Here is a 24312-nt window from a genome sequence, read left to right as displayed (position 1 = left end):
GACGCTACCCACGCGCCACCGGCGGCGGAAATGACGCCACCGTCTGGCGACATGCCAATCCGGAATGTCCCGCCGTTGCGCTGGACAGGGCGGGCGGCGCGGGGTAGTTTTCGTCCATCCCTTTATTCGTATCGAGAGATATATATGAAGGGAGAAGGCCGGGCCCATGGTGCCGGCCGCCTCCGACCGCCCCCACGGCTCCCCTCATGACCCTCACCCAGCTGCGTTACCTCGTCGCCATCGCCGATTCCGGCCTCAACATCACGTTGGCCGCCGAACGCGTGCACGCGACGCAACCGGGGTTGTCGAAACAGCTCAAGCAGTTGGAGGACGAACTGGGCTTCCAGCTGTTCACCCGCAAGGGGCGCAGCCTGGAATCGATCGCGCCGGCCGGCGAACGCGTGCTGATGCACGCGCGTCGCATCCTGGAGGAAGCCGGCAACATCCGCGCCTACGCCGCCAACGAACGCGGCCAGCACAGCGGTCAGCTGGTGCTGGCCACCACGCACACGCAGGCGCGCTTCGTGCTGCCGGGCGTGATCGCCGCGGTGAAGCGCGAGTTCCCGCAGGTCAGCATGCATCTGCAGGCAGTGGCCGGCGACGAAGTGCTGGAACTGCTGGCGCGCGGCGAAGCGGACCTGGCGGTGATCAGTACCGCCGGCAGCGAGCCCGAAGGTGGCGTGCCCGTGCCGTTGTACCGCTGGCGCCGCGTGGTGCTGGTGCCGCGCACGCACCCGCTGGCGTCGCTGCAGCGCGCACCGACGCTCGCCGAACTGGCCGCGCATCCGCTGGTGAGCTACGAATCGTCCACGCGCGCGGAATCGTCGCTGCGTCGCACCTTCCTCGATGCCGGCCTCGAACCGCAACTGGCGATGACCGCGCGCGACGCGGACCTCATCAAGACCTATGTGCGCGCCGGTCTCGGCGTGGGCGTGCTGGCGGAAATGGCCGTGGGTTCCCGCGACGACGACCTGAAGGCGCTGCTCGCACCGGATGCGCTGCCCGAATGCATCACCTGGGCAGTGATCCCCCGCGCGCGCGTGCTGCGCGAGTACGCACTGGCGCTGCTGCACGGCGTTGCGCCGCAGCTCGACCGACGCGACCTGCGCCGCGTACTGGAAGGCAACCTGGAGCCGCGTTGGCCGCAGGTGCCGACGTGGCGCGAGCTCAGCCAGCCGATCACCACCTGATGCCCGGCGACGCGTCGCCGCGAAACAAAGGAGAGCCCGCATGCCCCTGGTCACCCTGACCGTCCGCAAGCCCAAGGCCGAACACTTCAAGAGCGCCGTCCTGGACGCCGTGCACGGCGCGCTCGTCGCCTCCGGCGTGCCGGAGACCGACCGCTTCCAGCGCGTGTTCGAACTCGATGCCGCGGACTTCCGCTTCGATCCAAGTTATCCCGATGCGGCCTCGCCGCGCGGCGACGACTTCGTGCTGATCGAAGTGCTCTGGTCGGTGGGGCGCAGCGTCAAGGTGAAGAAGAAGCTGCTCGCCGACCTGATGGAGCGCCTGGCAACGGCCGGGCTCGATCCGGAGCACGTGATGGTGGCCTTCAAGGAAACCACCTGGGAAAACTGGTCGTTCGCCGGTGGGCGCCTGATCCATACCTGAGGTCGCCGCGCAAACCAGCGCGATTGCCCGCGCGCTCGGCATCGAGCCGCGGCGTGTCTGGCAGTAATCGCGCGAGTGCCGTTCGCCGGCTGGGAACCGCCGGCTCAGGCCGCGTTCGGCTCGTCGAAATGCAGGCCGCACTCACGCTTCAGGCCGAAAAAACGCGTGTCTTCCTCGTTCATGCCGGCCTCCAGCGGTCGCGTGGTGTGCACATCGCCGATGGACACGTAGCCCTGGTGCCAGAGCGGGTGGTAGGGCAGGTCGTGCCGCTCCAGGTACTGCCAGACGTCGCGGTCGCTCCAGTCGGCGATCGGATGCAGTTTCCAGCGACCGTCGCGCAGTTGCAGGAAATCGATGTTCGCCCGCGTGCGCGCCTGGCTGCGGCGCAGGCCGGCGATCCACGTGCGCACGCCCAGTTCGTCGAGTGCGCGCTGCATGGGTTCGACCTTGCGCATGCGGTTGTAGCGCTCGATGCCGTCCAGTCCGCCTTCCCAGAGTTTGCCGAAGCGCGCTTCCATCCACGCGATGCCGATTTTCGGCCGGTAGACCTTGAGGTTCAGGTCCAGCCGCTCGGTCAGTTGGTCGACGAAGCGATACGTTTCGGGGAACAGGTAGCCGGTGTCGACCAGGATCACCGGGATGCCGGGCTTCTTCTGTGTGGTCAGATGCAGCGATACCGCGGCCTGCGCGCCGAAGCTGGACGACAGTGCGTGCTCGCCGGCCGTGTGCTCCAGGGCCCAGGCGATGCGTTCTTCCGCGCTGCGCTCGCCCAGCCACTGGTTCAGCTCGGCGAGTGCGCGCGGGGATTCGGCGGCGGTGATCGGATCGGGCGGCGTGCTCATGCTGCGTTCTCGGTGCGCAGTTGCAGGGGAATGGACGGCCTGGGCGGGATGACGATCCCAGCGCGGACCAGGAAATCGCCGAAGCCTTCATCGGTATCGCGTTCGGCGGCGTAACGCGCGAGCACCGGGTCGAGCGCGTCGAGGATCTGCGCCTCGTCCACGTTCTCGCGGAACAGCGTGTTGAGGCGCTGGCCGCGATGGTCGGCGCCCAGCATCAGGTTGTAGCGCCCCGGCGCCTTGCCGATCAGCGCGATCTCGCCCAGATACGGGCGCGAGCACCCGTTCGGACAGCCGCTGATGCGCAGGTGGATGGGCGCTTCGCGCAGGCCGTGCGCGTCCAGCCGTTCCTGCACTCGGTCGGTGAAGTCCGGCAGGTAGCGCTCGGCCTCGGCCATCGCCAGGCCGCAGGTGGGCAGCGCGACGCAGGCGATGGCGTTCTTCTTCAGCGCCGTCGCGTTGGCGTGCGTATCCAGGCCGTACTGCGCGACCAGTGTGTCCACGCGTGCGCGCAATGCGGCCGGCACACCGGCGATGACCAGGTTCTGGTTCGGCGTGAGGCGGAACTGCGCGCCGTCGTCCGCCTCGTCCAGCACGCGCGCGATCTCGCGCAGGCCCGACAGATGGGTGAGGCCGTCGCGGTCCCAGATGCGGCCGGAGACGATGCGCAGCGTCAGGTGGGCGCGACCGTCGGCGCCATCGACCCAGCCGAAGCGGTCGCCGTTGTGTACGAACCCGAACGCGCGCGCAGGCGGGAGCGTGAAGCCCGCGCGTCGCTCGACCTCGGACTTGAACCAGTCCAGGCCACGGTCGTCGATGGTGTACTTCAGGCGCGCGCGCTTGCGCAGCACGCGATTGCCGAAATCACGCTGCGTGGTCACCACGGCTTCGGCGATGGCGGTCAGCTGCGTGGGCGTGACGAAGCCGATCACATCGCCCAGGCGCGGATACGTTTCCGCATCGCCGTGGGTGGCGCCCATGCCACCGCCGACGCTGACGTTGTAGCCGACCACCGCGTCGCCTTCGACGACGGCGATGAAACCCAGGTCCTGCGCGAAGACATCGACGTCGTTGTAGGGCGGAATCGCGAAGCCGATCTTGAACTTGCGCGGCAGGTAGGTCGCGCCGTAGACCGGCTCGTCCTCGCTGCCGCTGCCGGCCACGCGTTCCTCGTCCAGCCAGATCTCGTAGTAGGCGCGCGTGTTGGGAAGCAGGTGCTCGGACAACGCGGCAGCCTGCGCATGCACGGCGGCGTGCGCCTGCGACTGGAGCGGGTTGGCGGCGACGGCCACGTTGCGGTTGACGTCGCCGCAGGCGGCAAGCGTGTCGATCAACGCGGCGTTGATCGCCTGCATCGTGGCCTTCAGCTCGGTCTTGATCACGCCATGGAACTGGAAGGCCTGGCGCGTGGTGATGCGCAGACCGCGTTCGGCGTAGGCGGTCGCGACCGAATCGAGCTGCAGCCACTGCTTCGGCGACACCACGCCGCCGGGCGTGCGCGTGCGGATCATGAAGGCGTACGCGGGCTCCAGCTTCGCCAGGCGGCGCTCCTCGCGCACGTCCCGGTCGTCCTGCTGGTAGCTGCCGTGGTACTTGATCAGCGTCTGGTCGTCTTCGTTGAGCGCGCCGGTGACGGGATTGGCGAGCGACTCCAGCAGCGTGCCGCGCAGACGCGCGCTCTGCTGCTTGATGTCCTCGACGGAATGGCTGCTCATCAGTACACGTCCCGGGCGTAGCGGCCCTGCTGCTGCAGGGTGTTGAGGTATTCGGTGGCGTCGTCGTCGGACTTCCCGCCGTGCTCGGCGATCACCGCCAGCAGCGTCGCGTGCACGTCCTTCGCCATGCGCGTGGCGTCGCCGCACACGTACAGGTGCGCGCCGGACTCGATCCAGTCGAACAGCTCGCGGCCATGCTCGCGCAGCCGGTCCTGCACGTAGATCTTGCGGTCCTGGTCGCGCGAGAAGGCCAGGTCGAGGCGGTGCAGCGTGCCGTCCTTCAATGCCTGCTGCCATTCGACCTGGTAGAGGAAGTCGCTGCGGAAATGCGGATTGCCGAACAGCAGCCAGTTGCGGCCGGCGGCGCCGGTGGTCACCGGACGCGTCTCCGCGCGCTCCTGGACGAAGGCCCGGAACGGCGCGACGCCGGTGCCGGGGCCGATCATGATCACGTCGCGCGAGGCATCGGCCGGCAGGCGGAAGCGCTCGTTGTGTTCGATGAACACCGGCAGGCGATCGCCTTCCTGCGAGCGCGCGAAGTGGTTGGACGCCGCGCCCCAGCGCAGGCCGTCGTCGTTCTCGTACTCGACGTGCGCCACGGTGAGGTGGACTTCGTCGCCCACGTGCTTGCGGCTGGACGCGATGGAGTACAGGCGCGGCGTGAGCGGGCGCAGTGCGGCGACCAGTTCCTCGGCTTCCCACGCGGCCGGATGGCTGCGCAGCAGGTCCAGCACCTGCGACTCGTCGAGCAGTCGTATCAGTGCGGGCTGCTGGTCCGGGGCGAGCAGGCGGTTGAGGTCTTCGCTGCGCGACTGCGCGGCATGGCGCGCCACGAAGGGCCGCGCCAGCTGCGTCAGCTCGCGCTTCTCGCCCAGCCATTGGCGCAGCGCCAGACGCTGGCCGCCGTGTTCGACGACGCTGTCGCCGTCCAGTTCCAGCGTGCGCAGCACGGCTTCGACCAGCGCCGGCGGATTGACCGGCCACAGTCCCAGCGCATCGCCGGGCTCGTACTGCAGGCCCGAGCCTTCCAGCGACAGCTCGACGTGGCGGATGTCCTTGGCGCTGCTGCGTGCGGTGATGCGCTGGTTGAGCAGCAGTTCCGCGGCGAACGGCGCATCGCGGCCGAAGGCGGGCGCGGCCGGCAACGGGCGCAGCGGCGTCACGGTGGCCAGCGGTGCGGTGGGCTTCAGTGCTTCCTTCGCCTTAGCGAGCGCCTGGGCGAGCCACGGCGTGGCGACGGTTTCCAGGTCGAGGTCGGCATCGGCGCGCGGGAGAATGCGGGTCGCACCCAGCTCCGCCAGCCGCGTATCCAGCTTCTGGCCGATGGCGCAGAACTGGGGATAGCTCGAGTCGCCCAGCGCCAGCACGGCGTAGCGCAGTTGCTTGAGTTCGGGCGCGCGCTTGCCGGCGATGAACTCGACCAGGCCGCGCGCATCGTCCGGCGGATCGCCGTCGCCCTGTGTGCTGATGACGACATACAGCGTGCGCTCGTCCTTCAGCTCGCGCGTGGGGTAGGCGTCGGCGCGCACCAGACGCACGGACAGTCCGGCGCCTTCGCTCTGCTTCGCCAGTTGCTCGGCCAGGCGCTTCGCGTTGCCGGTCTGGCTGCCGTAGACGATGGTGAGACGCCCCGCCGGCTGCGCCTCGACCGCGGGCACTGGAAGCGTTTGCAGGCCGCCGCCGCGGTTGGCCAGACCAGCCGCGTAGCCCGACAGCCACCACAGGCCGTTGTTGTCCAGACCATCGGTGACACGGGCCAGCGCCGCCAGGCGGTCCTCGGTGAGGGGCGTGGCGAGTCCGGCGGGAACACTGGGCTGGGAGGCCGACATCGGCAACGGGTACGCGGTGGGGATGCTCGCAGGCTAGGACCGCGTCGCCACCAGGGGAAAGGAACTCGGGTTATGCGCTCATGCCGCTGGCTTATTTCCGCCGCAAAGCACCGCCGTTCCTACAATGTGGTCAACTAGCCGCGACCACCGGCGCGCCCGCACGCCGCCGTGTTCAACCGCGGTTCCGCCAGATCAAGACCCGATGAACCTGCCTGTCGACCTGAGCCACCTCGACCGCCTCGAAGCCGAGAGCCTCCACATCCTGCGGGAAGTGGCGGCCGAATTCCGCAACCCGGTGATGCTGTACTCCATCGGCAAGGACAGTTCGGTGCTGCTGCACCTGCTGTTGAAGGCCTTCCATCCCGCCCGCCCGCCGATCCCGCTGCTGCACGTGGACACCGGCTGGAAGTTCCGCGAGATGATCGCCTTCCGCGACCGGCGCGCGTCCGAAACCGGGGTGTCGCTGCACGTGCACACCAACCCGGACGGCGTGGCGCAGGGCATCGGTCCCATCAGCCACGGCGCCACCGTGCATACCGACGTGATGAAGACGCAGGCGCTGAAGCAGGCGCTGGACCAGCACGGTTTCGACGCGGCCATCGGTGGCGCGCGTCGCGACGAGGAGAAATCGCGTGCGAAGGAGCGCGTCTTCTCGTTCCGCACCGCGCAGCACCGGTGGGACCCGAAGACGCAGCGCCCGGAGCTGTGGAACCTGTACAACACCCGCATCCACAAGGGCGAGAGCGTGCGCGTGTTCCCGCTGTCCAACTGGACCGAGCTGGACGTGTGGCTCTACATCTACCGCGAGAAGATTCCGGTGCCGTCGCTGTACTTCGCCGAGGAGCGGCCGGTGGTCGAGCGCGACGGCGCGCTGATCCTGGTCGACGACGAACGCCTGCCGCTGCGCGAAGGCGAGTCGCCGCAGCACAGGCGGGTACGTTTCCGCACGCTCGGTTGCTACCCGCTGACGGGCGCGATCGAATCCGAGGCCGACACGCTGGAGAAGGTGATCGCTGAAATGCTCGTAGCCACCACGTCCGAACGCCAGGGGCGCGTCATCGACCACGATCCTTCCGCCTCGATGGAGAAGAAGAAGCAGGAGGGGTACTTCTGATGACGCGCGCACACGATGCCGGCGCCGCCGTCGCGGCCTACCTCGCCCAGCACGAAACCAAGGGCCTGCTGCGCTTCATCACCTGCGGCAGTGTGGACGACGGCAAGAGCACCTTGATCGGCCGGCTGCTGTACGAAAGCCAGGCACTGTTCTCCGACCAGCTCGCCGCGCTGGAAGCCGACAGCCGTCGCCATGGCACGCAGGGCGAGGACATCGACTACGCGCTGCTGATGGACGGCCTGTCGGCCGAACGCGAGCAGGGCATCACCATCGATGTCGCGTACCGGTTCTTCAGCACCGACAAGCGCAAGTTCATCGTCGCCGATTGCCCGGGACACGAGCAGTACACGCGCAACATGGCCACCGGCGCGTCCACCGCGGACGTCGCGGTGGTGCTCGTCGATGCGCGCAAGGGCCTGTTGCCGCAGACGCGCCGGCACAGCTACATCGTCTCGCTGCTGGGCATCCGCCACGTGCTGCTGGCGGTGAACAAGATGGACCTGGTCGGCTACGACTTCGCGGTGTTCGACGAGATCGTCGCCGGTTACCGCGAACTCGCCACGCAGCTGGGCATCGACGACGTGCAGGCGGTGCCGATGTCGGCCTTGCGGGGCGACAACCTGCTGCGGCGTTCCGACAACACGCCCTGGTACGACGGCCCGGCGGTGCTCGAGTATCTGGAGAACGTCGACGTTTCGCGCGATGGCGGCACGGCCGGCTTCCGCCTGCCGGTGCAGTGGGTCAATCGACCCAACCAGGATTTCCGTGGCTTCGCGGGCACCGTTGCCGCAGGCGAAGTGCGGCCGGGCGATGAGGTCGTGGCGCTGCCATCGGGCCGCCGTTCGAAGGTGGAACGCATCGTCACCGCGGACGGCGACCTTGCGGTCGCGCGTGAAGGTCAGGCGGTCACCCTCACGCTGGCGGACGAGCTGGACATCAGTCGCGGTGATCTGCTGGCCGGCGCGCACGACCCGCCGCAGGTGGCCGACCAGTTCGCCGCGCACGTGCTGTGGATGGGCGAGCAGCCGCTGCTGCCCGGGCGCCCGTACTGGCTGAAGATCGGCACGCGGACCGTCAGCGCCAGCGTCACCGAGATCAAGCACAAGATCGACGTGAACACGCAGGAAGCGCTGGCGGCCAAGCATCTGGAGCTCAACGAGGTCGGTTACTGCAACCTGTACCTCGACCACGGGGTGCCGTTCGAGGCGTACGCCGACAACCGCACGCTCGGCGGTTTCATCCTGATCGACCGGCAGACCAACGCCACCGTTGCCGCGGGCACGTTGTCGTTCGCGCTGCGCCGTGCGGGCAACATCCACTGGCAGCACCTGGACGTGGACAAGGCCGCGCGTGCGCGCATCAAGGGGCAGAAGCCACGCGTGCTGTGGTTCACCGGTCTGTCGGGTTCGGGCAAGTCGACCATCGCCAACCTGGTCGACAAGCGCCTGCACGCGATGGGCTTCCACACCTTCATCCTCGATGGCGACAACGTGCGCCATGGGCTCAACAAGGACCTGGGCTTCACCGACGAGGACCGCGTGGAGAACATCCGGCGCGTGGCCGAAGTGGCGAAGCTGATGAGCGATGCCGGCCTGATCGTGCTGGTGAGTTTCATCTCGCCGTTCCGCGCCGAGCGCCAGATGGCGCGCGAGCTGTTCGCACCCGGCGAGTTCGTGGAAGTGTTCGTCGACACGCCGCTGGCCGTGGCCGAGCAGCGCGACGTGAAGGGCCTGTACGCGAAGGCGCGCGCCGGCCAGCTGCGCAACTTCACCGGCATCGATTCGCCGTACGAAGCCCCCGATGCGGCGGAACTGCAGCTGGACACCGTGGGCGAGTCGGCCGAACGGCTGGCGCAGCAGGTGATCGATTACCTGGTCGACTAGCCTCCGGCGTCCTGCGGACGCGCCAAACGAAAACCCCGGCAACCGCCGGGGTTTTTTGTTGCAGGAGCGCGCCGGGGATCAGGCGGGTCGCGAGGTCTTCTTGCGCACCAGCTCGTACAGGAAGAGCAGCACGACCGCGCAGATGATCGAGACCACGAAGCCGAGGGGACCGCCGGCGGGATACAACCAGCGACCGATGTAGGCGCCCACGATGCCGAGCACGATGGTGAGGATCCAGCCCATCGGGTCCGCGCCCGGTTTGAAGAAGCGCGCCAGCACGCCAATGACCGCACCGATGATGATCGTATAGAGCAGACTGCCCATAGCGTCCTCCTTGTGGTGGGTGATGCGAGGGGGATCGTAGCAGTGGGCCGGCGGCGGCACGCCTACCGTTCGACGGATGGCACGGGCGTCGCGCGGGTGGGGCCCGAAACAGGAACCCCCGCCGGAGCGGGGGTTCTGCATGACGCAGCGAAGGGGTTTCCTCAGCAGCAGCCGTGGTCGCCGTGGCGGTCGCCACTGTCCGGAGCGACGGCGGCACCGGTGGTTTCGCCGCGCTGGCTGGCGTGGTGGTGCTCGGCGATCACGCGCGACACGCATGCCGTGACGCGCTTGCCCATCGGGATGTGCAGGAACTCGTTCGGGCCGTGCGCGTTGCTGTGCGGGCCGAGCACGCCGGTGATCATGAACTGCGCACCGGGGAACTTCTCGCCGAGCATGCCCATGAAGGGAATCGAGCCGCCTTCGCCCATGTACATGGCAGGCTGGCCGAAGAACTCGCGGCTGGACGCATCGATGGCTTTGGTCAGCCACGGCGACTGCGCCGGCGCGTTCCAGCCGCTGGACGACTTCTCCAGGTCCAGGCTGACCTGCGCACCGTTGGGCGGATCGCGCAGCAGCGTTTCCTTGAGCAGTTCGCCGGCCTTCTTGCCGTCCAGCGTGGGTGGCAGCCGCAGCGACAGCTTCACCGAGGTATGCGGACGCAGCACGTTGCCGGCCGACGCCAGCGCCGGCATGCCGTCCACGCCGGTCACCGACAGCGCCGGGCGCCAGGTGCGGTTGAGCACCAGCTCGGCGAGGTCGTCCGCCATGGGCGTCATGCCCGGCAGGAACGGGAACTTGTCGAACACCGCCTTGCCCAGCACCTTGGCCGCTTCGCGCGCCTGCGCCATGCGTTCGGCGGGAACGTCGACGTACAGGCCGTCGATGCGGATCTTTCCGGTCGCTTCGTCTTCCAGTCGCGACAGCAGCTGGCGCAGCAGGCGGAAGCTGGACGGGACGATGCCCGACGCATCACCCGAGTGCACGCCTTCGCTCAGCACCTTCACGGTGAAGTTGCCGCCGGCCAGGCCGCGCAGCGACGTGGTGCACCACAGCTGCTCGTAGTTGCCGCAGCCCGAGTCCAGGCACACCACCAGCGATGGCTTGCCGATGCGCGCCGACAGGTGGTCGACGTAGGCGGGCAGGTCGTAGCTGCCGGATTCCTCGCAGGCTTCGATCAGGATCACGCAGCGCGCATGCGGCAGCTGCTGTTCCTGCAGCGCGAGCACGGCGGTGAGCGAACCGAAGATGGCGTAACCGTCGTCCGCGCCGCCGCGGCCGTACAGACGATCACCCTTGATGACCGGATTCCACGGGCCGAATTCCGGATCCCAGCCGGTCATCTCCGGCTGCTTGTCCAGGTGGCCGTAGAGCAGCACGCAGTCGTCGTTGCTGCCGCCGTTGGAGGCCGGGATCTCGATGAAGATCAGCGGCGTGCGGCCTTCCAGGCGCACCACCTCGACCTGCATGCCGGGAATCGGCTGGGCCTTCGCCCAGGTCTCCATCAGCTTCACCGCATCGTCCATGTAACCGTGCTTGACCCAGTCGGCGTCGAACATCGGGGACTTGTTGGGAATACGGATGTATTCGACGAGTTGGGGAACGATCTCGTCGTCCCATTTGTCGCCGACGTAGCGGTCGACCTTGCTGGTATCCATGGCCATGCAGCCTCGTAGCGGGGGGACGACAAGTTTACGCCTCCGCGGCCCCGGGCCCCGTGCGGAATCGGACCGTCTCCGCCACGTACGGCCCCGTGTGTCCGTCGCCATGGCAAGGCCAACGCTCGGAATTCACCCACGCGCGGCAGGGCATCACGCTACCTGCACGGCGGCCTGCATGGCGATGGGCCGACCGGATCGCGCGACCGAGAGTGGATCGCCCGTCGCCGGCCGGCGACGAGGCGCGTCCCAACCCAACCTCCAGGAGCACCGATGAACCCCGTTTTGCTGATCGCCAAATCCCTGATGCTGTCGCTGCTGCTGGCCGGTTCGGCCCTGGCGGCGGAGAAGGTCAACATCAACACGGCCGATGCCGCCACCATCGACCGCGTGCTGGTCAACGTGGGGCCCGCCAAGGCCGAGGCCATCGTCGCCTATCGCAAGGCCAATGGTCCGTTCCGCTCGGCCGAACAGCTGGCGCAGGTGCAGGGCATCGGGTTGAAGACCGTCGAGAAGAATCTCGACCGCATCGTTCTCAGTGGTGGCGGCGCGCCACCGCGCAACGCACCGCCGGCCAACGGAGCGGCGGGCAAGGGGGCCCCGCCGAAAGCACCACCGAAACGTTGATGACCCACGCCACGCCGGCCCATGCATGCGATGGGCCGGCCACGCCACCGCTAGACTGTGCGGCAACCAACCGCGGAAACAGCGATGGCACACGGCAGCCGCTCCTGGGTCATTCCCGCCAACGAGTACCGGCGCGAGCGCTGGCGCAACCAGCTGGGCTGGACGCGCCAGATCCATGCCGGCCAACTGCCCGGGGCCGTGGAAAACGAGAGTTGGGACTGGCGCTTGTCCATTGCCGAGATCGAGCGCGACGCCGAGTTCTCCTCGTTCCCCGGCATCGACCGCGAACTGGTGCTGCTGTCCGGAAACGGCGTGCGCCTGCGCTTCGACGATGGCGAGGCGCATGAACTCCTCCCGCCGCACGACCGGCTTCGCTTTGCGGGCGAACGCAGGCTCGTGGGCGAACTGATCGACGGGCCGACCCACGACTTCAACCTGATGTGGCGCCGCGATCGCGTGAGGGCGACGCTGTGGCACCGACCGCTGGTGGGGCCGATGGTGGTGTTCGCCGATCCGGGCACGACCTGGGCGGTGCACCTCATCGCGGGGCAGGCGAGTTTCGACGACGACTCCGGCCTGCCACCGCTCGCGGCCGCGGACACGGCGATCTTCGAAACCGGGGAAGCACGGCTGCGTCATGTCATCGATGGGGGCGGCGAGGCGCTGCTGATCCGCATCGAACCGGTCGCGTAAGGCGAACTGATGATCACCGGCCGGTTGGGAACCAGAGGGCTGCTCATCTGCACGCTGCTGGGCGCGGCGATCGGTGCGCTGGGCTTGTACGCATGGCTGAACTTCGATGGCATCCCGACCCGGTCGCGACTGCAGGCACTCCACGCGCCCGTCAGTTGGGTGAAGGACTCGGGATACCGCATCGAGTTCGGCCTGGAGGGCGTGGACGGAACCTTCGCGTACGGAAGCATCAACGGCGGCATGGGCGTCGCGACGGACGCGCTCATGCAGGCAGGCAGGGACACGGTCACGGTGCTGGTCGAGCCTGCCGACACCCGTGACGTGGGCGGTCGCCGCGATGTCTACGAATTGCGCGTGGCCGGACGCGCGGTGCGCACGCACGAACAGATCGGTGCATCGCGCCTGTTCGAGGCGCGTGTCGGCGGTGTCGTGGGTGTCGTGATGGCACTGTGCGCCGTCTACACGGGTCTGCTGGCGCGCCGACAGCGGAGGAGAAGGTCCCGCTACGTTTTTGTCAGGTTGCCCGACGGTATCGGCCGTCAGTAAACGTCGCGGCAATACCGGCCTTCGGCCGCCATCGTCTCCAGCGCGTCCAGGCCCACCGCATCGCGCAATACGGCATCGACCGCAGGCGCCATGCCTTCGAGGCTGCCGCAGACGTAGACGGCAGCGCCTTCGGCGATCCATTCGCGCAGTCGGGGAAGCTCCTGCTGCAGGCGATCCTGCACATAGATGCGCCGCATAGCGTCGTCGCGGGAGAACGCCAGGTCGACGCGCTCGAGCTTGCCTTCGCGCAGCCAGCCTTCGACCTCGTCGCGATGGTGGAAGTCGTGCGCGCGCTGGCGTTCGCCGAACAGCAGCCAGTTGCGGTGGTGGCCCGCGGCGATGCGCGCCTTCATCAGTGCGCGCAGCCCGGCCAGACCGGTGCCGTTGCCGATGAGCACCATCGGGCGGTCGTCCTGCGGCGCATGGAACGATGGATTACGACGGATACGCACGTCGATGCGCGAACCCGGAACCGCATGCGCGGTGAGCCAGCCGCTGCCGCTGCCGAGCCGCCCGTCGGCGTGACGCATCTGGCGCACCAACAGCTGCAGGCTGCCGTCGGAGGGCAATGAGGCGATCGAATATTCACGATGCGGCAGCGGGCGCAGGGTGTCGGCGATCGCCTGCGCCGACATGCCGTGCATGTCCAGCGGCAGCGGAAGCTGCGAGCGTTGCAGCAGCTGCGACAGTTCGAGCGACTCATCGTCGCAACGGGCCAGTGCGGTGCCGTCGGCCCGTGCCGCCGCAACCCACGTGTCCACCTCTGCATGCGCATGGCGCGGACCGATCTCGGCGATGTCGCCGGCCTGCCACTGCAGGTCGCGCGGGTCCACCGGCACCAGCGCGAGGTGATACGCCGGGCCGCCGACACTGCCGGGGTTGAGCCATTCGCGTTCGTGCAGGCGCCACGGGCGATACGCGGGCGCGCTCCAGTCCGCCAACGCGACATTCCCGCTGATCTGCCCCAGCCGGTGCTGCCAGTGCCGCAGCGCGCCGGCGTCGCCCGCATCGACGTCGATGCGATCGAACAGCGGCTGCGCGCCGTTGTGGTGCAACCATTGGTCCAGACGTCGGCCGAACCCGCAGAAATGATCGTAGGCGCGATCGCCCAGTGCGAGCACCGCGTACTGCAGGCCGCCCAGCGCCAGCGGCTGGCCGAGCACGTGGCGGGTGAATCCGAGTACGTGATCGGGCGGGTCGCCCTCGCCCGTGGTGCTGGCGATGAACAAGGCGCGACGATGGGTGCGCAAGGTATCAGCGTCGACGCGGTGTAACGGCAGCGCACGAACCGTCAGGCCCGCGCCACGCAATGCGTCGGCGGTGTGTTGCGCCAGCTGCTGGGCGAAGCCGGTCTGGCTGGCCCATGTCAGCAATACGCTGTCGTGCGCGGAAACCGTGTCGTCGGACGCGGCGTCGTCGTCGTGTTGGCGTGCGTTCGCCCAGGTGGCCACGCACAACCCGAGGAATGCCAGCGCGACGAGCGTGGCGAGCACCCAGCTGCCCGCACGCGGCGAAGCCATCCACCAGGGGTCGGTCTGCCATCGTGCGAACACCAGGACGATGGCGAACAACCCGGCCAGCACCAGGCCATTGCCGACCCGGGTGCGCAGCGAACCGTTGCCCACTATCGCCGTCATGCCAGCAGCGCCTGGAAGGCGGGCGTCACGCGCTCCTCGACGGCGTGTGGGTCGCGCGCATCGACGAAGCGCGCGGCCAGTCCACGTGCGCAGGCGACATCGAAGCCCTCGCGCATGCCGAGCACCGTCAGCGCGGTGGCCCACGCGTCCGCATGCATGGCATCGGTGGCGGCAACGCTGACCGCCGTGGGTGCGTTGACGACCGGGCGACCGCTGCGCGGATCGAGCGTGTGGCTGATGTCGTGCGAACCGTCGTGCCGCCGATGCCAGCGATCGCCCGACGTGGCCACCGCCAGGCCATCGAGCGCGAGGATGCGCGCGTCGTTCGCATCGTCCTCATCGCCGGCCCAGCCTTCCACGATCACGCGCCATGCCGTGCCGTCGGGCTTGCGTCCGTAACCATAGAGTTCGCCGCCGACCTCGACCAGCGCCGCCTCAACGCCCTGCGAGCGCAGATGGCGTGCAACCGCGTCCACACCGTGGCCCTTCGCGATAGCGCACAGATCCAGGCACGTACCGCCCGGCTGCAGCACGCGTCGTGTCTGTGCGTCGGTGATCACGCGTTGCCAGCCCACCTGCGCACGCACCGCATCGGGCGAGAACGTGCCCTCGCGACGACCGGGCGGGCCGAAGCCCCAGCCGTCCACGAGCGGGCCGACCGTTGGATCGTAGGCGCCTGCGCTTTCGTGGGCGATGTTCAACGCGCACGCGAGCACCGTCCAGAAACCATCGGGCACCGCCTGCCAGGTGCCCGCAGGGGACGCGTTGTAGCGGCTGAGGTCCGAGTCCGGCTCCCAGTTGCTCATCTGCGCGACGACGCCATCGAGCTGCGATTGCACGCTCGCGTGCAACGCATGCAGATCCATGTGAGCGGGTGCGACCAACTTCACCGACCAGGTGGTGCCCATGGTCGCGCCGCCGAGCGTGTCGACGGCGCGTGGAGCGGCGATGTGCGCGTGTGAAGCCACTTCGACGATTACTGCGGCAGGACTTCCAGCGTGGCCACGTAGCCCAGGCGACGCTGCTTCGCGCCCGGCACGGTGGTCTTGTTGTCCTGCGTGTTCGCTTCCAGCCAGTACATGCCGGCTTCGGGCCAGGTCACGGTGAACTCGCCCTTCGCGTCGGTCTTCACCTTGAGCTCGTCCTGCGCGTTGCGATAGCGCGTGTTGCCACGCACGATCTCGACATCCAGCCCCGACGCCGGCTTGCCGTCGACCTGCAGGCGGAACTTCGCTTCCTCGCCCGCGAACAGGTCGTTGGGATGCGTCACCGGCACCAGTTCCAGGCCGACGCCGCTGGGCTTGAGTGCGGTCTCACTCGGAGAGCCGCTGGTGACGAAGGTTTCCACGCGGCTGACCGACTGGCCCACCTGCAGGTTCTTCGCGTTCTTCGGCACCTCGGTGGCGAAGGTCGCTTCGGTGCCGCGCCAGCGCTTGGGCTGGCCGTTCTCGTCCCAGCTCGCGGTCGCGTAGTTGTTCACCACGCCGATGCGGTAGGTGCCGGGCTGCTTCAGCTCCACGTCGAACGTGGTGCGGTACTTGCCCGTGGCGCTGTTCTGCGGCGCGACGGTGCTGCCGTCGGGCGCGGTGATGGTGAGGTTGTCCGTCTTCAGCGGCACGTGGTTGAAATAGAACAGGTCGTTGGACACCGCCGCATCCACCGTCACCCACGGGGTATTGCCTGCAAGCACGGTCTGCGACGGCTGCAGCCAGGCCTTGTGCGCCTGCGCGGCGAAGGGAAGCGAAAGGGCCAGCACGAGCGCGGCGGGGATGAGGGAACGTTTCATGGCGATGCTCCGTGGCGGATCGGTGTCGTATCGGGTGTCATCCCCGCGCGAGCGGGCCGGCGACGGAAGGGAGGGGCGTTGCGTTATCCACTCCCGCGGGAATGACGAAGGGTTTCAGGACTTGGTGTTCAGCGTGACGGTGCCGAGCTCGGACGAGCCCTGCGCTTTCCCGCCGCCGGCGCCGCGCCATGTGAAGGGGATCTTCAGCAGCTCGCGTCCGCCCACTTCGCGCGCGGCTTCGACAACCAGCGTGTACTCACCGGCCGGGAGCTTGCCCAGCTCCGGGTGAGAATCGGTGAAGCGCAACGCATGCTGGCCGACCGGACGCGTCGGCCCGGTTACGCCGTCCACCGGTACCTTCAGCGTGCGTCCGCTGCGGCGCCACCACTGGCGCAGGTCGGGCAGCCACTTCGTGCCCGCGCCTTCGTTGGTGGCCTTCTGCGCGTACCACACGGCGAGGTTGGCGACGGCCTTCTGGTCGGCGCCTTCGACCCAGATCGCCACGTAGGGGCGGTGGTATTCGGCGACGTTGAGCTGTGGAATCTGCACGTTGACGTTCAACTCGGCCGAGTACGCCGGCAGTGCGAGCAGGCCGCTCAGCACGATGGTCATCTTGACGCGCATGGAAACTCCGTGGTTCGTGGTCAATGAATGAAGAGCAGGGCGAGCAGCAGCGGCAGGGCCAGGCCCAGCGCCACCCAGGGCCAGGTCGAGCGACGCTGGCGGGCATGCATCTGCAACAGGAACAGTCCGGTGATGCAGAACACCAGGCAGGCCAGCGCGAACACATCGATGAACCAGCGCCAGGCCGTGCCCGCGTTGCGACCCTTGTGCAGGTCGTTGAGGTAGGCGATGGCACCGCGCGTGGTGCGCTCGTACTCCACCGCGCCGCTTGCGCGGTCGATGCTGAGCCACGCGTCGCCGCCGGGTCGCGGCAGCGACAGATAGATCTCGTCCGCCGACCATTCGGCGGTCTGTCTGCCAATGGAAACGGGCAGCACGTCGTTCAACCAATCGCTCACGGTCGCCGGCAGCGGTGCGTTGCCGTCCTCGCGCGGGCCGAGCGCGCGCAGCAAGGACGCCGGCATCTCGACCTTGCGCGTCAGCGTCTGCGGCTTGGCCTCGATCGCCGCCGAGTGGTTCAGCGTGATGCCGGTGACGGTGAACATCAGCATCGCGACCAGGCAGATCGCGGAGCTGATCCAGTGCCACGAGTGCAGCGTACGCAGCCAGAAGCCGCGACGCTGCTGGCGCGCGGCGATGTCGGGTGTCGCGGGTTGCGGCGTCACGTCGGCCTCAGGTCTCGGACCAGCGACGCAGCAGGTTGTGGTACACGCCGGTCAGCTGCACGAGTGCGGGATGCTCCGGCACGTCCTGCGTGAGGCGGCGGATCGACACGTCCAGCTCGAACATCAGGCGGCGCTGCGCGTCCTCGCGCAGCAGGCTCTGGATCCAGAAGAACGAGGCCAGCCGCTCACCGCGCGTCACCGGCGTCACCTTGTGCAGGCTCGTGCCCGGGTAGAGCACCATGTCGCCAGCGGCGAGCTTCACCCGCTGCATGCCGTAGGTGTCTTCGATGACCAGCTCGCCGCCGTCGTAGTCCTCGGGCGCGTTGAGGAACAGCGTTGCGGACAGATCGGTGCGGATGGGTTCCGCGCCGCCTTCGCTGCGGTCGTAGCGGATCGCGTTGTCGACGTGGAACCCGAACGACTGCCCGCCGCTGTAGCGGTTGAACAGCGGCGGATAGATGCGCTGCGGCAGCGCCGCGGAGAAGAACGTCGAGTTGCGCGACAGCGCATCCAGGATCAGGCCGCCGAGTTCGCGCGCCACCGGGTCGCTTTCCGGCAGCTGTGCGTTGTCTTTCGCCTGCGCCGACTGGTAGCCGGCGGTGGCCCGACCGTCCGCCCAGCCGGCGGCGGCCAGGCGCGAGCGGAAGTGCGCGAGCTGTTCGGCGTTGAGGACCTGCGGAACCTGCAGCAGCATCGTCTGTTTCCTTTGCACCGCCCGGGCCATCGGGCGGCGCGGGACCGGTTGGACCGGATTAGAACCTGTAAGTGGCGCTGAGCACCACCTGTCGCGCATCGCCTGGCGTGGCCCAGCCGTTGTTGCGCACGCGGGTGTAGTACTCCTTGTCGAACAGGTTGTTGGCGTTGAGCTGCAGGCTCAGTTGTTCGTTGACGTCGAAGGCCACCATCGCGCGGTGCGTGGTGTATCCCTTGATGGTGCCCGCGTTGGCGCCCGTGCCCGTGTAGTACTCGTAGCTGCTCTGATAGGTCACGCCGTAGCCGAAGGTCCATTGCGACAGCGCATAGGTGGTCCACACGCTGCCGGCACGTTCCGGCGTGCCGCTGATGGGGCGGCCACGCAGCGGATCGGGGTTCGCGATGGAATTGCCGCAGCCGGTGCGCGCGGGGATGGCGGGCGTCGTCGGCGTGGCGGGAATGGCCGGACGATCGGGATTGGCGATGCAGTTGTCAGACACGCCCTGCAGCACTTCGCTGTCCAGGAAGGTGACGTTGGCGAAGATCGACCAGTGGTCCGCCAACTGGCCAGCCACGCCGAGTGCCACGCCATCCACACGCGCCTGACCATCCAACTGCTGCTCACCGCTCGGATTGGCGGGATTGCCCGGATCGGCGACCTTGAAGTCCTCGCGGTCGTTGCGGAACACCGCGGCGGTCAATGCCAACCGGTTGTTGATGTCCCACTTGCCGCCCAGCTCGATGTTGACGGCGCTTTCCGGATCGACGTTGCAGTTCGCCGTGCCGGTGGCGCCGGTGGTGCTGCTGACCGGCGTGCACGAACCGTTGACCGAGGCCTTGGACGGCGTCTTGCTGTTGGCGTACGACAGATACAGGCTCGCATTCTCGACCGGCTTGAAGATCAGGCCTGCGCGGTACGAGAACAGGTCGTCCTCGTTCTCCGAACCGGTGCGCCCGGTCACCTGGCCCAGGGCCGGCGATCCGGCGGTGGTGTTGAACGTGTACGCGACGGTGTCGCCCTTGTTGTGTTCGTAGCGCGCGCCGATGTTCAGCATCCAGCGCTCGCTGAACTCCAGCGTGTCGAAGGCGTACACCGCCTGGTTGTCCAGGCTGCCTTCGGTGATGCCGCTGCGGATGTAGTTGATCGGGCCTGTGTAGCGCGAGAACGGATCGGTGATCGACATCTGCGGCAGCGGGAAGCTGGCGCCGGTCTCGGTGCGGAACAGGTTGCCGGTGTCGAGGTCGAAATCCTCGCGCGAGAGGGACACGCCGGCGACCAGCGAATGCGCGATCGAGCCCGTCGTGAAGTGCGAGATCACGTCCGTCTGGCTGATCGCGATCGTGTTGCGCGTGTCGCGCTTGAAGCCGCGCGGGCCGTTGGGCTGGAAGTTGCCGGGCGGCACCGGGATCACCACGTTGTTGATGGTGGCCGTGCACGCGCCGCCTGCGGGGTTGACCCCGCCGGGCAGGCACCACGTGCCTTGCGGAGCGTTGACGATGGAGAGCTGGTCCACCTGCTGGTAGCGCGCGAGGCTGCGCAGCATCACATCGTCGCTGAAATCGTGTTCGAACACGCCGGTGAGCATGTCGACGTCGATGTCCTGCGTGTCGATGTTGTGGTAGCCGTAGTAGTTGCCCGGATCCACGCCCGGCAGCGGGCCGCCGAAGCTGCTGAAGTAGGGCACGCCGTACTGCGGGATGTTGTCGTCGCTCTGGTGCAGGTAGCTGAGCGTGAAGCGCGTGTCGCTGTTGAGGCCGAACGCGACCGACGGCGCGATGCCCCAGCGGTCGAAGGTCTCGTAGTCGCGACCCGGTGCGTCGTTCTGGTGGACCATCGCATTCACGCGGAACGCGGTGCCGTTGTCGAAGTCCGTGTTGCTGTCCATCGTGATGCGGCTGAAGCTGTCGGTGCCGGCGCCGATCTGGACCGAGGTGGCGTCGCCAAGGCGCGCGGACTTGCTCACCAGGTTGATGTTGCCGCCCACCGAGCCCGCGCCGGAATACACCGAATTGGCGCCGTTGATCAGCTCGATGGCTTCGAGGTTGAACGTGTCGCTGCGGGTGTACTGGGCGCTGTCGCGCACGCCGTCGGTGGTGATGTCGCTGCTGGCATTGAAGCCACGCAGGGTGATGCTGTCGCCGTAGCCGCCGCCGCCTTCGCCCGCGCCGAAGGTGATGCCCGGCAGGGTGGAGAGCACGTCGCGCAGGCCCAGCAGGTTCTGCTGCGACATGACTTCCTTGGTCACGACGGTGATCGTCTGCGGCGTGTCGAGCAGCGGTTCGGTGTACTTCACCGAAGAGGGCTTCTCCACGAACTCGCCATGGACTTCGATCTTGTCGAGATTGGTCGCGCGGTCGGCGCCAGCGGGGTCGGCCAGGGCCGGGGTGACGGTGGCCAGGGCCAGAGCGCCGGCGAGCGGCGAGACGACGAACTTCCTGTTGGACATGCGAATCCCAATGTCGAGGTGCGGCTCCAGCCGCGTCAGACGACAATCTTAATGAGAAAGATTCGCATTTACAACGAAACTTGAACGGAGAACGACGAGCGGCTGCCTTCGCGCGCTGCGTGAAAGGTGCGCACGGGCCACCATCCGGCTGGCCGGACGAAGCTCAGGTGGGTTTTGCCAGGGGGATCAGCCGCGGTCGTCGCGGGTCCAGACGCCGCCGTCCTCGACCTTCACCGGAAAGCGGACGACGGGCTCATAGGCGGGCGCGCACAGGGGGCGGCCGTCGCGGACATCGAACTTGGCGCCGTGGAGGACGCACTCGACCGTGGCTTCGTCGCCGTCGTAATTGCCGGCGGACAGCTCGAAGTCCTCGTGCGAGCACTTGTCCTCGAGCGCGTAGTAGTCGCCGTCGTAATTGACGACCAGGATCGGCGTGTCGCCGTCCCAGGCCACCGTGCGTTCACCGGGCAGCAGCTGCGAGGTGGCGCAGACGAAGACCCACGCCTCGCTCACAGGGCCTTCTCCAGGACCTCGAAGCGCAGGTCGTCGCGCTTGGGCTCGCCGAAGCGCGCGTCGCCGTACGGGAACGGCTTCTTGATGCCGGTGCGCCGATAGCCGCGGCGTTCGTAGAAGGCGATGAGTTCCTCGCGGATGTCGATCACCGTCATGCGCATCGCCGGCAGGCCCCAGTCCTCGCGTACGACGCGTTCGGCCTCGGCGATGACGATCTTGCCGATGCCGCCACCCTGCTGCGTGGGTTGCACCGAAAACATGCCGAAGTAGCCCGCGCCGTCCTCGACCGCGACGTGTGCGCAGGCGATCAGCTCGTTCCCGGATTCGCCGACGCGCTCGGCGATCAGGATCACGCTGCGCGCGCGGTCGATGCAGGCGACGATATCGTCCGGGCCCGTGCGGCGGCCGCCGAGCATGTCGGCTTCGGTGGTCCAGCCCTGCTTGCTGACATCGCCGCGGTAGGCGGATTCGACCAGCGCGACAAGCGTGTCGACGTCGGCATGGGTGGCATGGCGGAAGGTCAACCCGGCATCGGCGGGGGCGGAAACGGTGGTCGCGTTCATCCGAGCAGTTTACGCACCTTGTGGAGCGCCGCCACGAAGGCGTCGATCTCGTCGTGGGTGTTGTAGAAAGCAAGCGAGGCGCGGCAAGTGGCCGGCACACCGAAGTGCTGCATCAGCGGGTGCGCGCAGTGGTGTCCGGAACGGATCGCGACGCCTTCCAGGTCCAGCAGCGTGGCCAGGTCGTGCGCGTGCGCGCCCTCGACGAGGAAGCTGACGACGGCGGCCTTCTCCCTGGCCTGGCCGAAGATCCGCAGGCCATCGACCTGGGACAACGCCTCGTTGAGATGCGCCAGCAATTCCTGCTCGCGCGCTTCCACGTTATGCATGCCGAGCGCGGAGAGGTAGTCCACTGCTGCGCCCAAGCCGATGAAACCGGCGATGTTGGGTGTGCCCGCTTCGAACTTGTGCGGCGGGTCGTTGAAGACCGTGCCTTCGAAACGCACTTCCTTGATCATCTCGCCGCCGCCGATGAAGGGCGGCATGTCGGCCAGGTGCTCGCGTCGTGCCCACAGTGCACCGGTGCCCGTGGGGCCGGACATCTTGTGGCCGGTGATGGCGTAGAAGTCGCAGCCGATGGCGGCGACGTCGAGCGCGCGGTGCGGCGCCGCCTGCGAACCGTCGATGGCGGTGACGATGCCGCGCTTGCGCGCCTCGCGGCAGATCTCGCGCACCGGGTTGACGGTGCCCAGCACGTTCGAGACATGGGTGAGCGAAAGCAGCTTCACTTCCGGCGTGAGCAGCGAGTACAGGTGCGCCAGGTCCAGTTCACCGCGTTCGTTGAGCTCGGCGACCTTGATGATGGCGCCAGTGCGCTGCGCGACCAGCTGCCAAGGCACGATGTTGGCGTGGTGCTCCATGCGCGTGAGCACGATGGCGTCGCCGGGCTGCAGGCGCGGCAGCGCCCACGAGTACGCCACCAGGTTGAGAGCGAAGGTCGTGCCGCTGCACAGCACCAGCTCGTCGCCGCGCACGTTGAGGAACTTCGCCAGCTTGTTGCGCGCGGCTTCATACGCGTCGGTCGCCTCCGTTCCCAGCGCGTGTACTGCGCGGCTGACGTTGGCGTTGTGATGACGGTAGAAGTCGTCCACCGCCTGGATCACCGATTCCGGCTTCTGGCCGGTGTTGGCCGAGTCGAAGTAGATCAGCGGCTTGCCGTGGACGTGGCGCGTCAGCAGCGGGAAATCCGCGCGGACATGGGCCCAGTCGATGGCGGCGGACGAAGCGGCGGGAAGGTTCATGCGTGCTCCAGTCAGGCGGTGCCCAGCCGCGCCAGCGCGGCATCCAGTCGGGTTTCCAACGTGCGGCGCAGGTCGGCATCGACGGACACCACCGCCAGCGTTTCGCGGCAGAACGCGGCCGTGAGCAGCGCGCGTGCCTGTTCGGCCGGCACGCCGCGGCTGCGCAGGTAGAACAGGGCGGTCGAATCGAGTTGGCCTACCGTTGCACCGTGCGCGGCCTGCACTTCGTCGGCGTGGATCTCAAGCACCGGTTGCGTGTCGATCTCCGCGCCCTCGCTGAGCAGCAGGTTCTTGTTCGACAGCATGGCCGCGGTCCCGTCCGCGCCCTCGCGGATGAGGATGCCGCCGTGGAATGCGGCCTTGGAACGCCCCGCGCCCATGCCGCGCCAGACCAGGTCGCAGGCCGTGTCGCGGCCGACGTGGTCGATGCCCAGCCGCGTGTCCAGATGACGCTTGCCCGTCGCCAGCAGCACGCCGTTGGCATGCAGCCGCGCGGACTGCCCATGCAGGGCGACGTTGAGCTCGTGACGCGACAATGCGGCGCCCAGTTCGAGGTCGATGCGGCGGTAGTCGGCGTCGGCGGCGAGGACGGCATCCGTGCGCGTCACCAGCGTCGCTCCGATGGCCTCGTCCTGCACGCGCGCGTGACGCAGCGTGGCATGGGGGCCGAGATGGACGTGGGCGAGGGCATTGCCCAGATGCTGGTGAGCGCCCTGGCCCAGGTGGTGCTCGACCACCGTCAGCGACGCGCCCTGGCGCAGCTCGATCAGGTGGCGCAGGTGCCAGGCGCGGTCGGTGTCGGACGCCGCACCGATGAAGACCAGATGGATGGGCGAGCCATGTTGCACGCCGGCATCGGCGCGCAGCACGACGCCGTCATCGGCAAGGGCGGCGTTGAGGCGCGCGAAGATTTCATCGGCACGGTCGAAGCGGCGCGCGAGGAAGTTCGATTCCCGCGCGTCGCCCTCGGCCAGCACGCGCGACAGCGGCTGCAGCGTGATGCCGTCCGGCAAACCGGTGACGTCGCTGTGCGCCGCGTCGAAACGGCCGTTGACGAACACGATACGCGGCGCGGCGATGCCGTCCAGAAGCGCATCGTCGAACGGGGCGATTTCGTCGGACGTTGCGGCGAAAGCGCGTCGCTCCAGCGAGCGCAGCGGCGTGTACTTCCAGGCTTCCACGCGTGCGTGCGGCAGGCCGTCACGCAGGACGGCATCGAGCGCGGCGCGGCGGCTCTCGCCCAGGCCAGCGGCTTCGCGCGTGGGCAGCGCGTCGAACGCGGTCGCGAAGGAATCGAGCAGTGCGCTCAT

At 68.1% G+C, this 24312-nt stretch carries 23 protein-coding genes; 7 read left to right on the top strand and 16 right to left on the bottom strand.

Annotated features, from left to right (window positions below):
• Positions 1–206 precede the first annotated feature (206 nt).
• Positions 207–1190, top strand: a complete 984-nt coding sequence (locus tag QLQ15_RS17000) for a LysR family transcriptional regulator (RefSeq protein ID WP_283214093.1) — start codon at positions 207–209, stop codon at positions 1188–1190.
• 40 nt (positions 1191–1230) lie between these two features.
• Positions 1231–1611, top strand: a complete 381-nt coding sequence (locus tag QLQ15_RS16995; RefSeq protein ID WP_283214092.1) for a tautomerase family protein — start codon at positions 1231–1233, stop codon at positions 1609–1611.
• Between the two features lie 104 nt (positions 1612–1715).
• On the opposite strand, the gene QLQ15_RS16990 is transcribed toward QLQ15_RS16995, so the two are convergent.
• Genes QLQ15_RS16990 through QLQ15_RS16980 form a run of 3 tightly spaced genes read right to left on the bottom strand, consistent with a single transcriptional unit; the run spans position 1716 to position 5994 of the window.
• Positions 1716–2453, bottom strand: coding sequence for a phosphoadenylyl-sulfate reductase (locus QLQ15_RS16990; RefSeq protein WP_283214091.1), 738 nt, complete (start codon positions 2451–2453; stop codon positions 1716–1718).
• Positions 2450–4165, bottom strand: a complete 1716-nt coding sequence (gene cysI / locus QLQ15_RS16985) for an assimilatory sulfite reductase (NADPH) hemoprotein subunit (RefSeq protein WP_283214090.1) — start codon at positions 4163–4165, stop codon at positions 2450–2452. Before cysI ends, QLQ15_RS16990 begins: the two co-directional genes overlap by 4 nt.
• The gene (locus QLQ15_RS16980) at positions 4165–5994 is read right to left on the bottom strand and encodes an assimilatory sulfite reductase (NADPH) flavoprotein subunit (protein WP_283214089.1); all 1830 of its coding nucleotides are present in this window, start codon (positions 5992–5994) and stop codon (positions 4165–4167) included. The genes cysI and QLQ15_RS16980 overlap by 1 nt, the downstream gene beginning before the upstream one ends.
• A 202-nt stretch (positions 5995–6196) precedes the next feature.
• Between QLQ15_RS16980 and cysD the strand changes: the two genes are divergently transcribed.
• Together cysD and cysN are read left to right on the top strand one after the other, a co-directional pair.
• Positions 6197–7108, top strand: coding sequence for a sulfate adenylyltransferase subunit CysD (gene cysD, locus QLQ15_RS16975; RefSeq protein ID WP_283214088.1), 912 nt, complete (start codon positions 6197–6199; stop codon positions 7106–7108).
• Entirely contained in the window at positions 7108–8991 is a 1884-nt protein-coding gene (cysN, locus tag QLQ15_RS16970; protein ID WP_283214087.1) for a sulfate adenylyltransferase subunit CysN, read from the top strand. The genes cysD and cysN overlap by 1 nt, the downstream gene beginning before the upstream one ends.
• 78 nt (positions 8992–9069) lie before the next feature.
• On the opposite strand, the gene QLQ15_RS16965 is transcribed toward cysN, so the two are convergent.
• Together QLQ15_RS16965 and QLQ15_RS16960 are read right to left on the bottom strand one after the other, a co-directional pair.
• Positions 9070–9315, bottom strand: a complete 246-nt coding sequence (locus QLQ15_RS16965) for a GlsB/YeaQ/YmgE family stress response membrane protein (protein WP_283214086.1) — start codon at positions 9313–9315, stop codon at positions 9070–9072.
• A gap of 161 nt (positions 9316–9476) precedes the next feature.
• Entirely contained in the window at positions 9477–10970 is a 1494-nt protein-coding gene (locus tag QLQ15_RS16960; protein WP_283214085.1) for a M20 family metallopeptidase, read from the bottom strand.
• Positions 10971–11243: 273 nt separating this feature from the next.
• Between QLQ15_RS16960 and QLQ15_RS16955 the strand changes: the two genes are divergently transcribed.
• The 3 genes from QLQ15_RS16955 (at position 11244) to QLQ15_RS16945 (ending at position 12836) form a co-directional block, all read left to right on the top strand.
• Positions 11244–11597 (top strand): ComEA family DNA-binding protein, encoded by a 354-nt coding sequence (locus QLQ15_RS16955; protein WP_283214084.1) that lies wholly within the window; start codon positions 11244–11246, stop codon positions 11595–11597.
• A gap of 84 nt (positions 11598–11681) precedes the next feature.
• Positions 11682–12290: a HutD/Ves family protein gene (locus tag QLQ15_RS16950; RefSeq protein ID WP_283214083.1), complete on the top strand. Its 609-nt coding sequence runs from the start codon at positions 11682–11684 to the stop codon at positions 12288–12290.
• A 9-nt stretch (positions 12291–12299) separates the two neighbouring features.
• The gene (locus QLQ15_RS16945) at positions 12300–12836 is read left to right on the top strand and encodes a hypothetical protein (protein WP_283214082.1); all 537 of its coding nucleotides are present in this window, start codon (positions 12300–12302) and stop codon (positions 12834–12836) included.
• On the opposite strand, the gene QLQ15_RS16940 is transcribed toward QLQ15_RS16945, so the two are convergent.
• From QLQ15_RS16940 to sufD, 11 genes are all read right to left on the bottom strand, one after another.
• Positions 12830–14473 carry a sulfite reductase subunit alpha gene (locus QLQ15_RS16940; protein ID WP_283214081.1) on the bottom strand — a complete coding sequence of 548 codons (1644 nt, stop codon included), beginning with the start codon at positions 14471–14473 and terminating at the stop codon, positions 12830–12832. The two genes, QLQ15_RS16945 and QLQ15_RS16940, sit on opposite strands and share 7 nt — an antisense overlap.
• Positions 14470–15381 carry an FAD:protein FMN transferase gene (locus QLQ15_RS16935; RefSeq protein ID WP_283214318.1) on the bottom strand — a complete coding sequence of 304 codons (912 nt, stop codon included), beginning with the start codon at positions 15379–15381 and terminating at the stop codon, positions 14470–14472. The genes QLQ15_RS16940 and QLQ15_RS16935 overlap by 4 nt, the downstream gene beginning before the upstream one ends.
• A 68-nt stretch (positions 15382–15449) precedes the next feature.
• Positions 15450–16259 (bottom strand): DUF4198 domain-containing protein, encoded by an 810-nt coding sequence (locus QLQ15_RS16930; RefSeq protein ID WP_283214080.1) that lies wholly within the window; start codon positions 16257–16259, stop codon positions 15450–15452.
• A 114-nt stretch (positions 16260–16373) separates the two neighbouring features.
• Positions 16374–16883 carry a DUF2271 domain-containing protein gene (locus QLQ15_RS16925; protein ID WP_283214079.1) on the bottom strand — a complete coding sequence of 170 codons (510 nt, stop codon included), beginning with the start codon at positions 16881–16883 and terminating at the stop codon, positions 16374–16376.
• Positions 16884–16903: 20 nt separating this feature from the next.
• On the bottom strand, positions 16904–17548 hold the full coding sequence (locus tag QLQ15_RS16920) for a PepSY-associated TM helix domain-containing protein (RefSeq protein WP_283214078.1): 645 nt from the start codon (positions 17546–17548) through the stop codon (positions 16904–16906).
• Between the two features lie 7 nt (positions 17549–17555).
• Positions 17556–18242 carry a Fe2+-dependent dioxygenase gene (locus tag QLQ15_RS16915; RefSeq protein ID WP_283214077.1) on the bottom strand — a complete coding sequence of 229 codons (687 nt, stop codon included), beginning with the start codon at positions 18240–18242 and terminating at the stop codon, positions 17556–17558.
• A gap of 58 nt (positions 18243–18300) precedes the next feature.
• Positions 18301–20688, bottom strand: coding sequence for a TonB-dependent receptor (locus tag QLQ15_RS16910; RefSeq protein ID WP_283214076.1), 2388 nt, complete (start codon positions 20686–20688; stop codon positions 18301–18303).
• Positions 20689–20874: 186 nt separating this feature from the next.
• Positions 20875–21201, bottom strand: a complete 327-nt coding sequence (locus tag QLQ15_RS16905; protein WP_283214075.1) for a non-heme iron oxygenase ferredoxin subunit — start codon at positions 21199–21201, stop codon at positions 20875–20877.
• On the bottom strand, positions 21198–21764 hold the full coding sequence (locus QLQ15_RS16900; RefSeq protein WP_283214074.1) for a GNAT family N-acetyltransferase: 567 nt from the start codon (positions 21762–21764) through the stop codon (positions 21198–21200). The genes QLQ15_RS16905 and QLQ15_RS16900 overlap by 4 nt, the downstream gene beginning before the upstream one ends.
• A complete protein-coding gene (locus QLQ15_RS16895; RefSeq protein ID WP_283214073.1) occupies positions 21761–23002 on the bottom strand; it encodes a cysteine desulfurase in 1242 nt (413 codons plus the stop codon). Before QLQ15_RS16895 ends, QLQ15_RS16900 begins: the two co-directional genes overlap by 4 nt.
• A gap of 11 nt (positions 23003–23013) precedes the next feature.
• Complete coding sequence (sufD, locus tag QLQ15_RS16890) at positions 23014–24312, bottom strand: Fe-S cluster assembly protein SufD (protein WP_283214072.1); 1299 nt, start codon at positions 24310–24312, stop codon at positions 23014–23016.

Origin of the sequence: Lysobacter stagni (assembly GCF_030053425.1) — a bacterium.
Lineage (GTDB): Bacteria > Pseudomonadota > Gammaproteobacteria > Xanthomonadales > Xanthomonadaceae > Lysobacter_J > Lysobacter_J stagni.
This window is presented reverse-complemented; position numbering and strand designations above follow the sequence as displayed.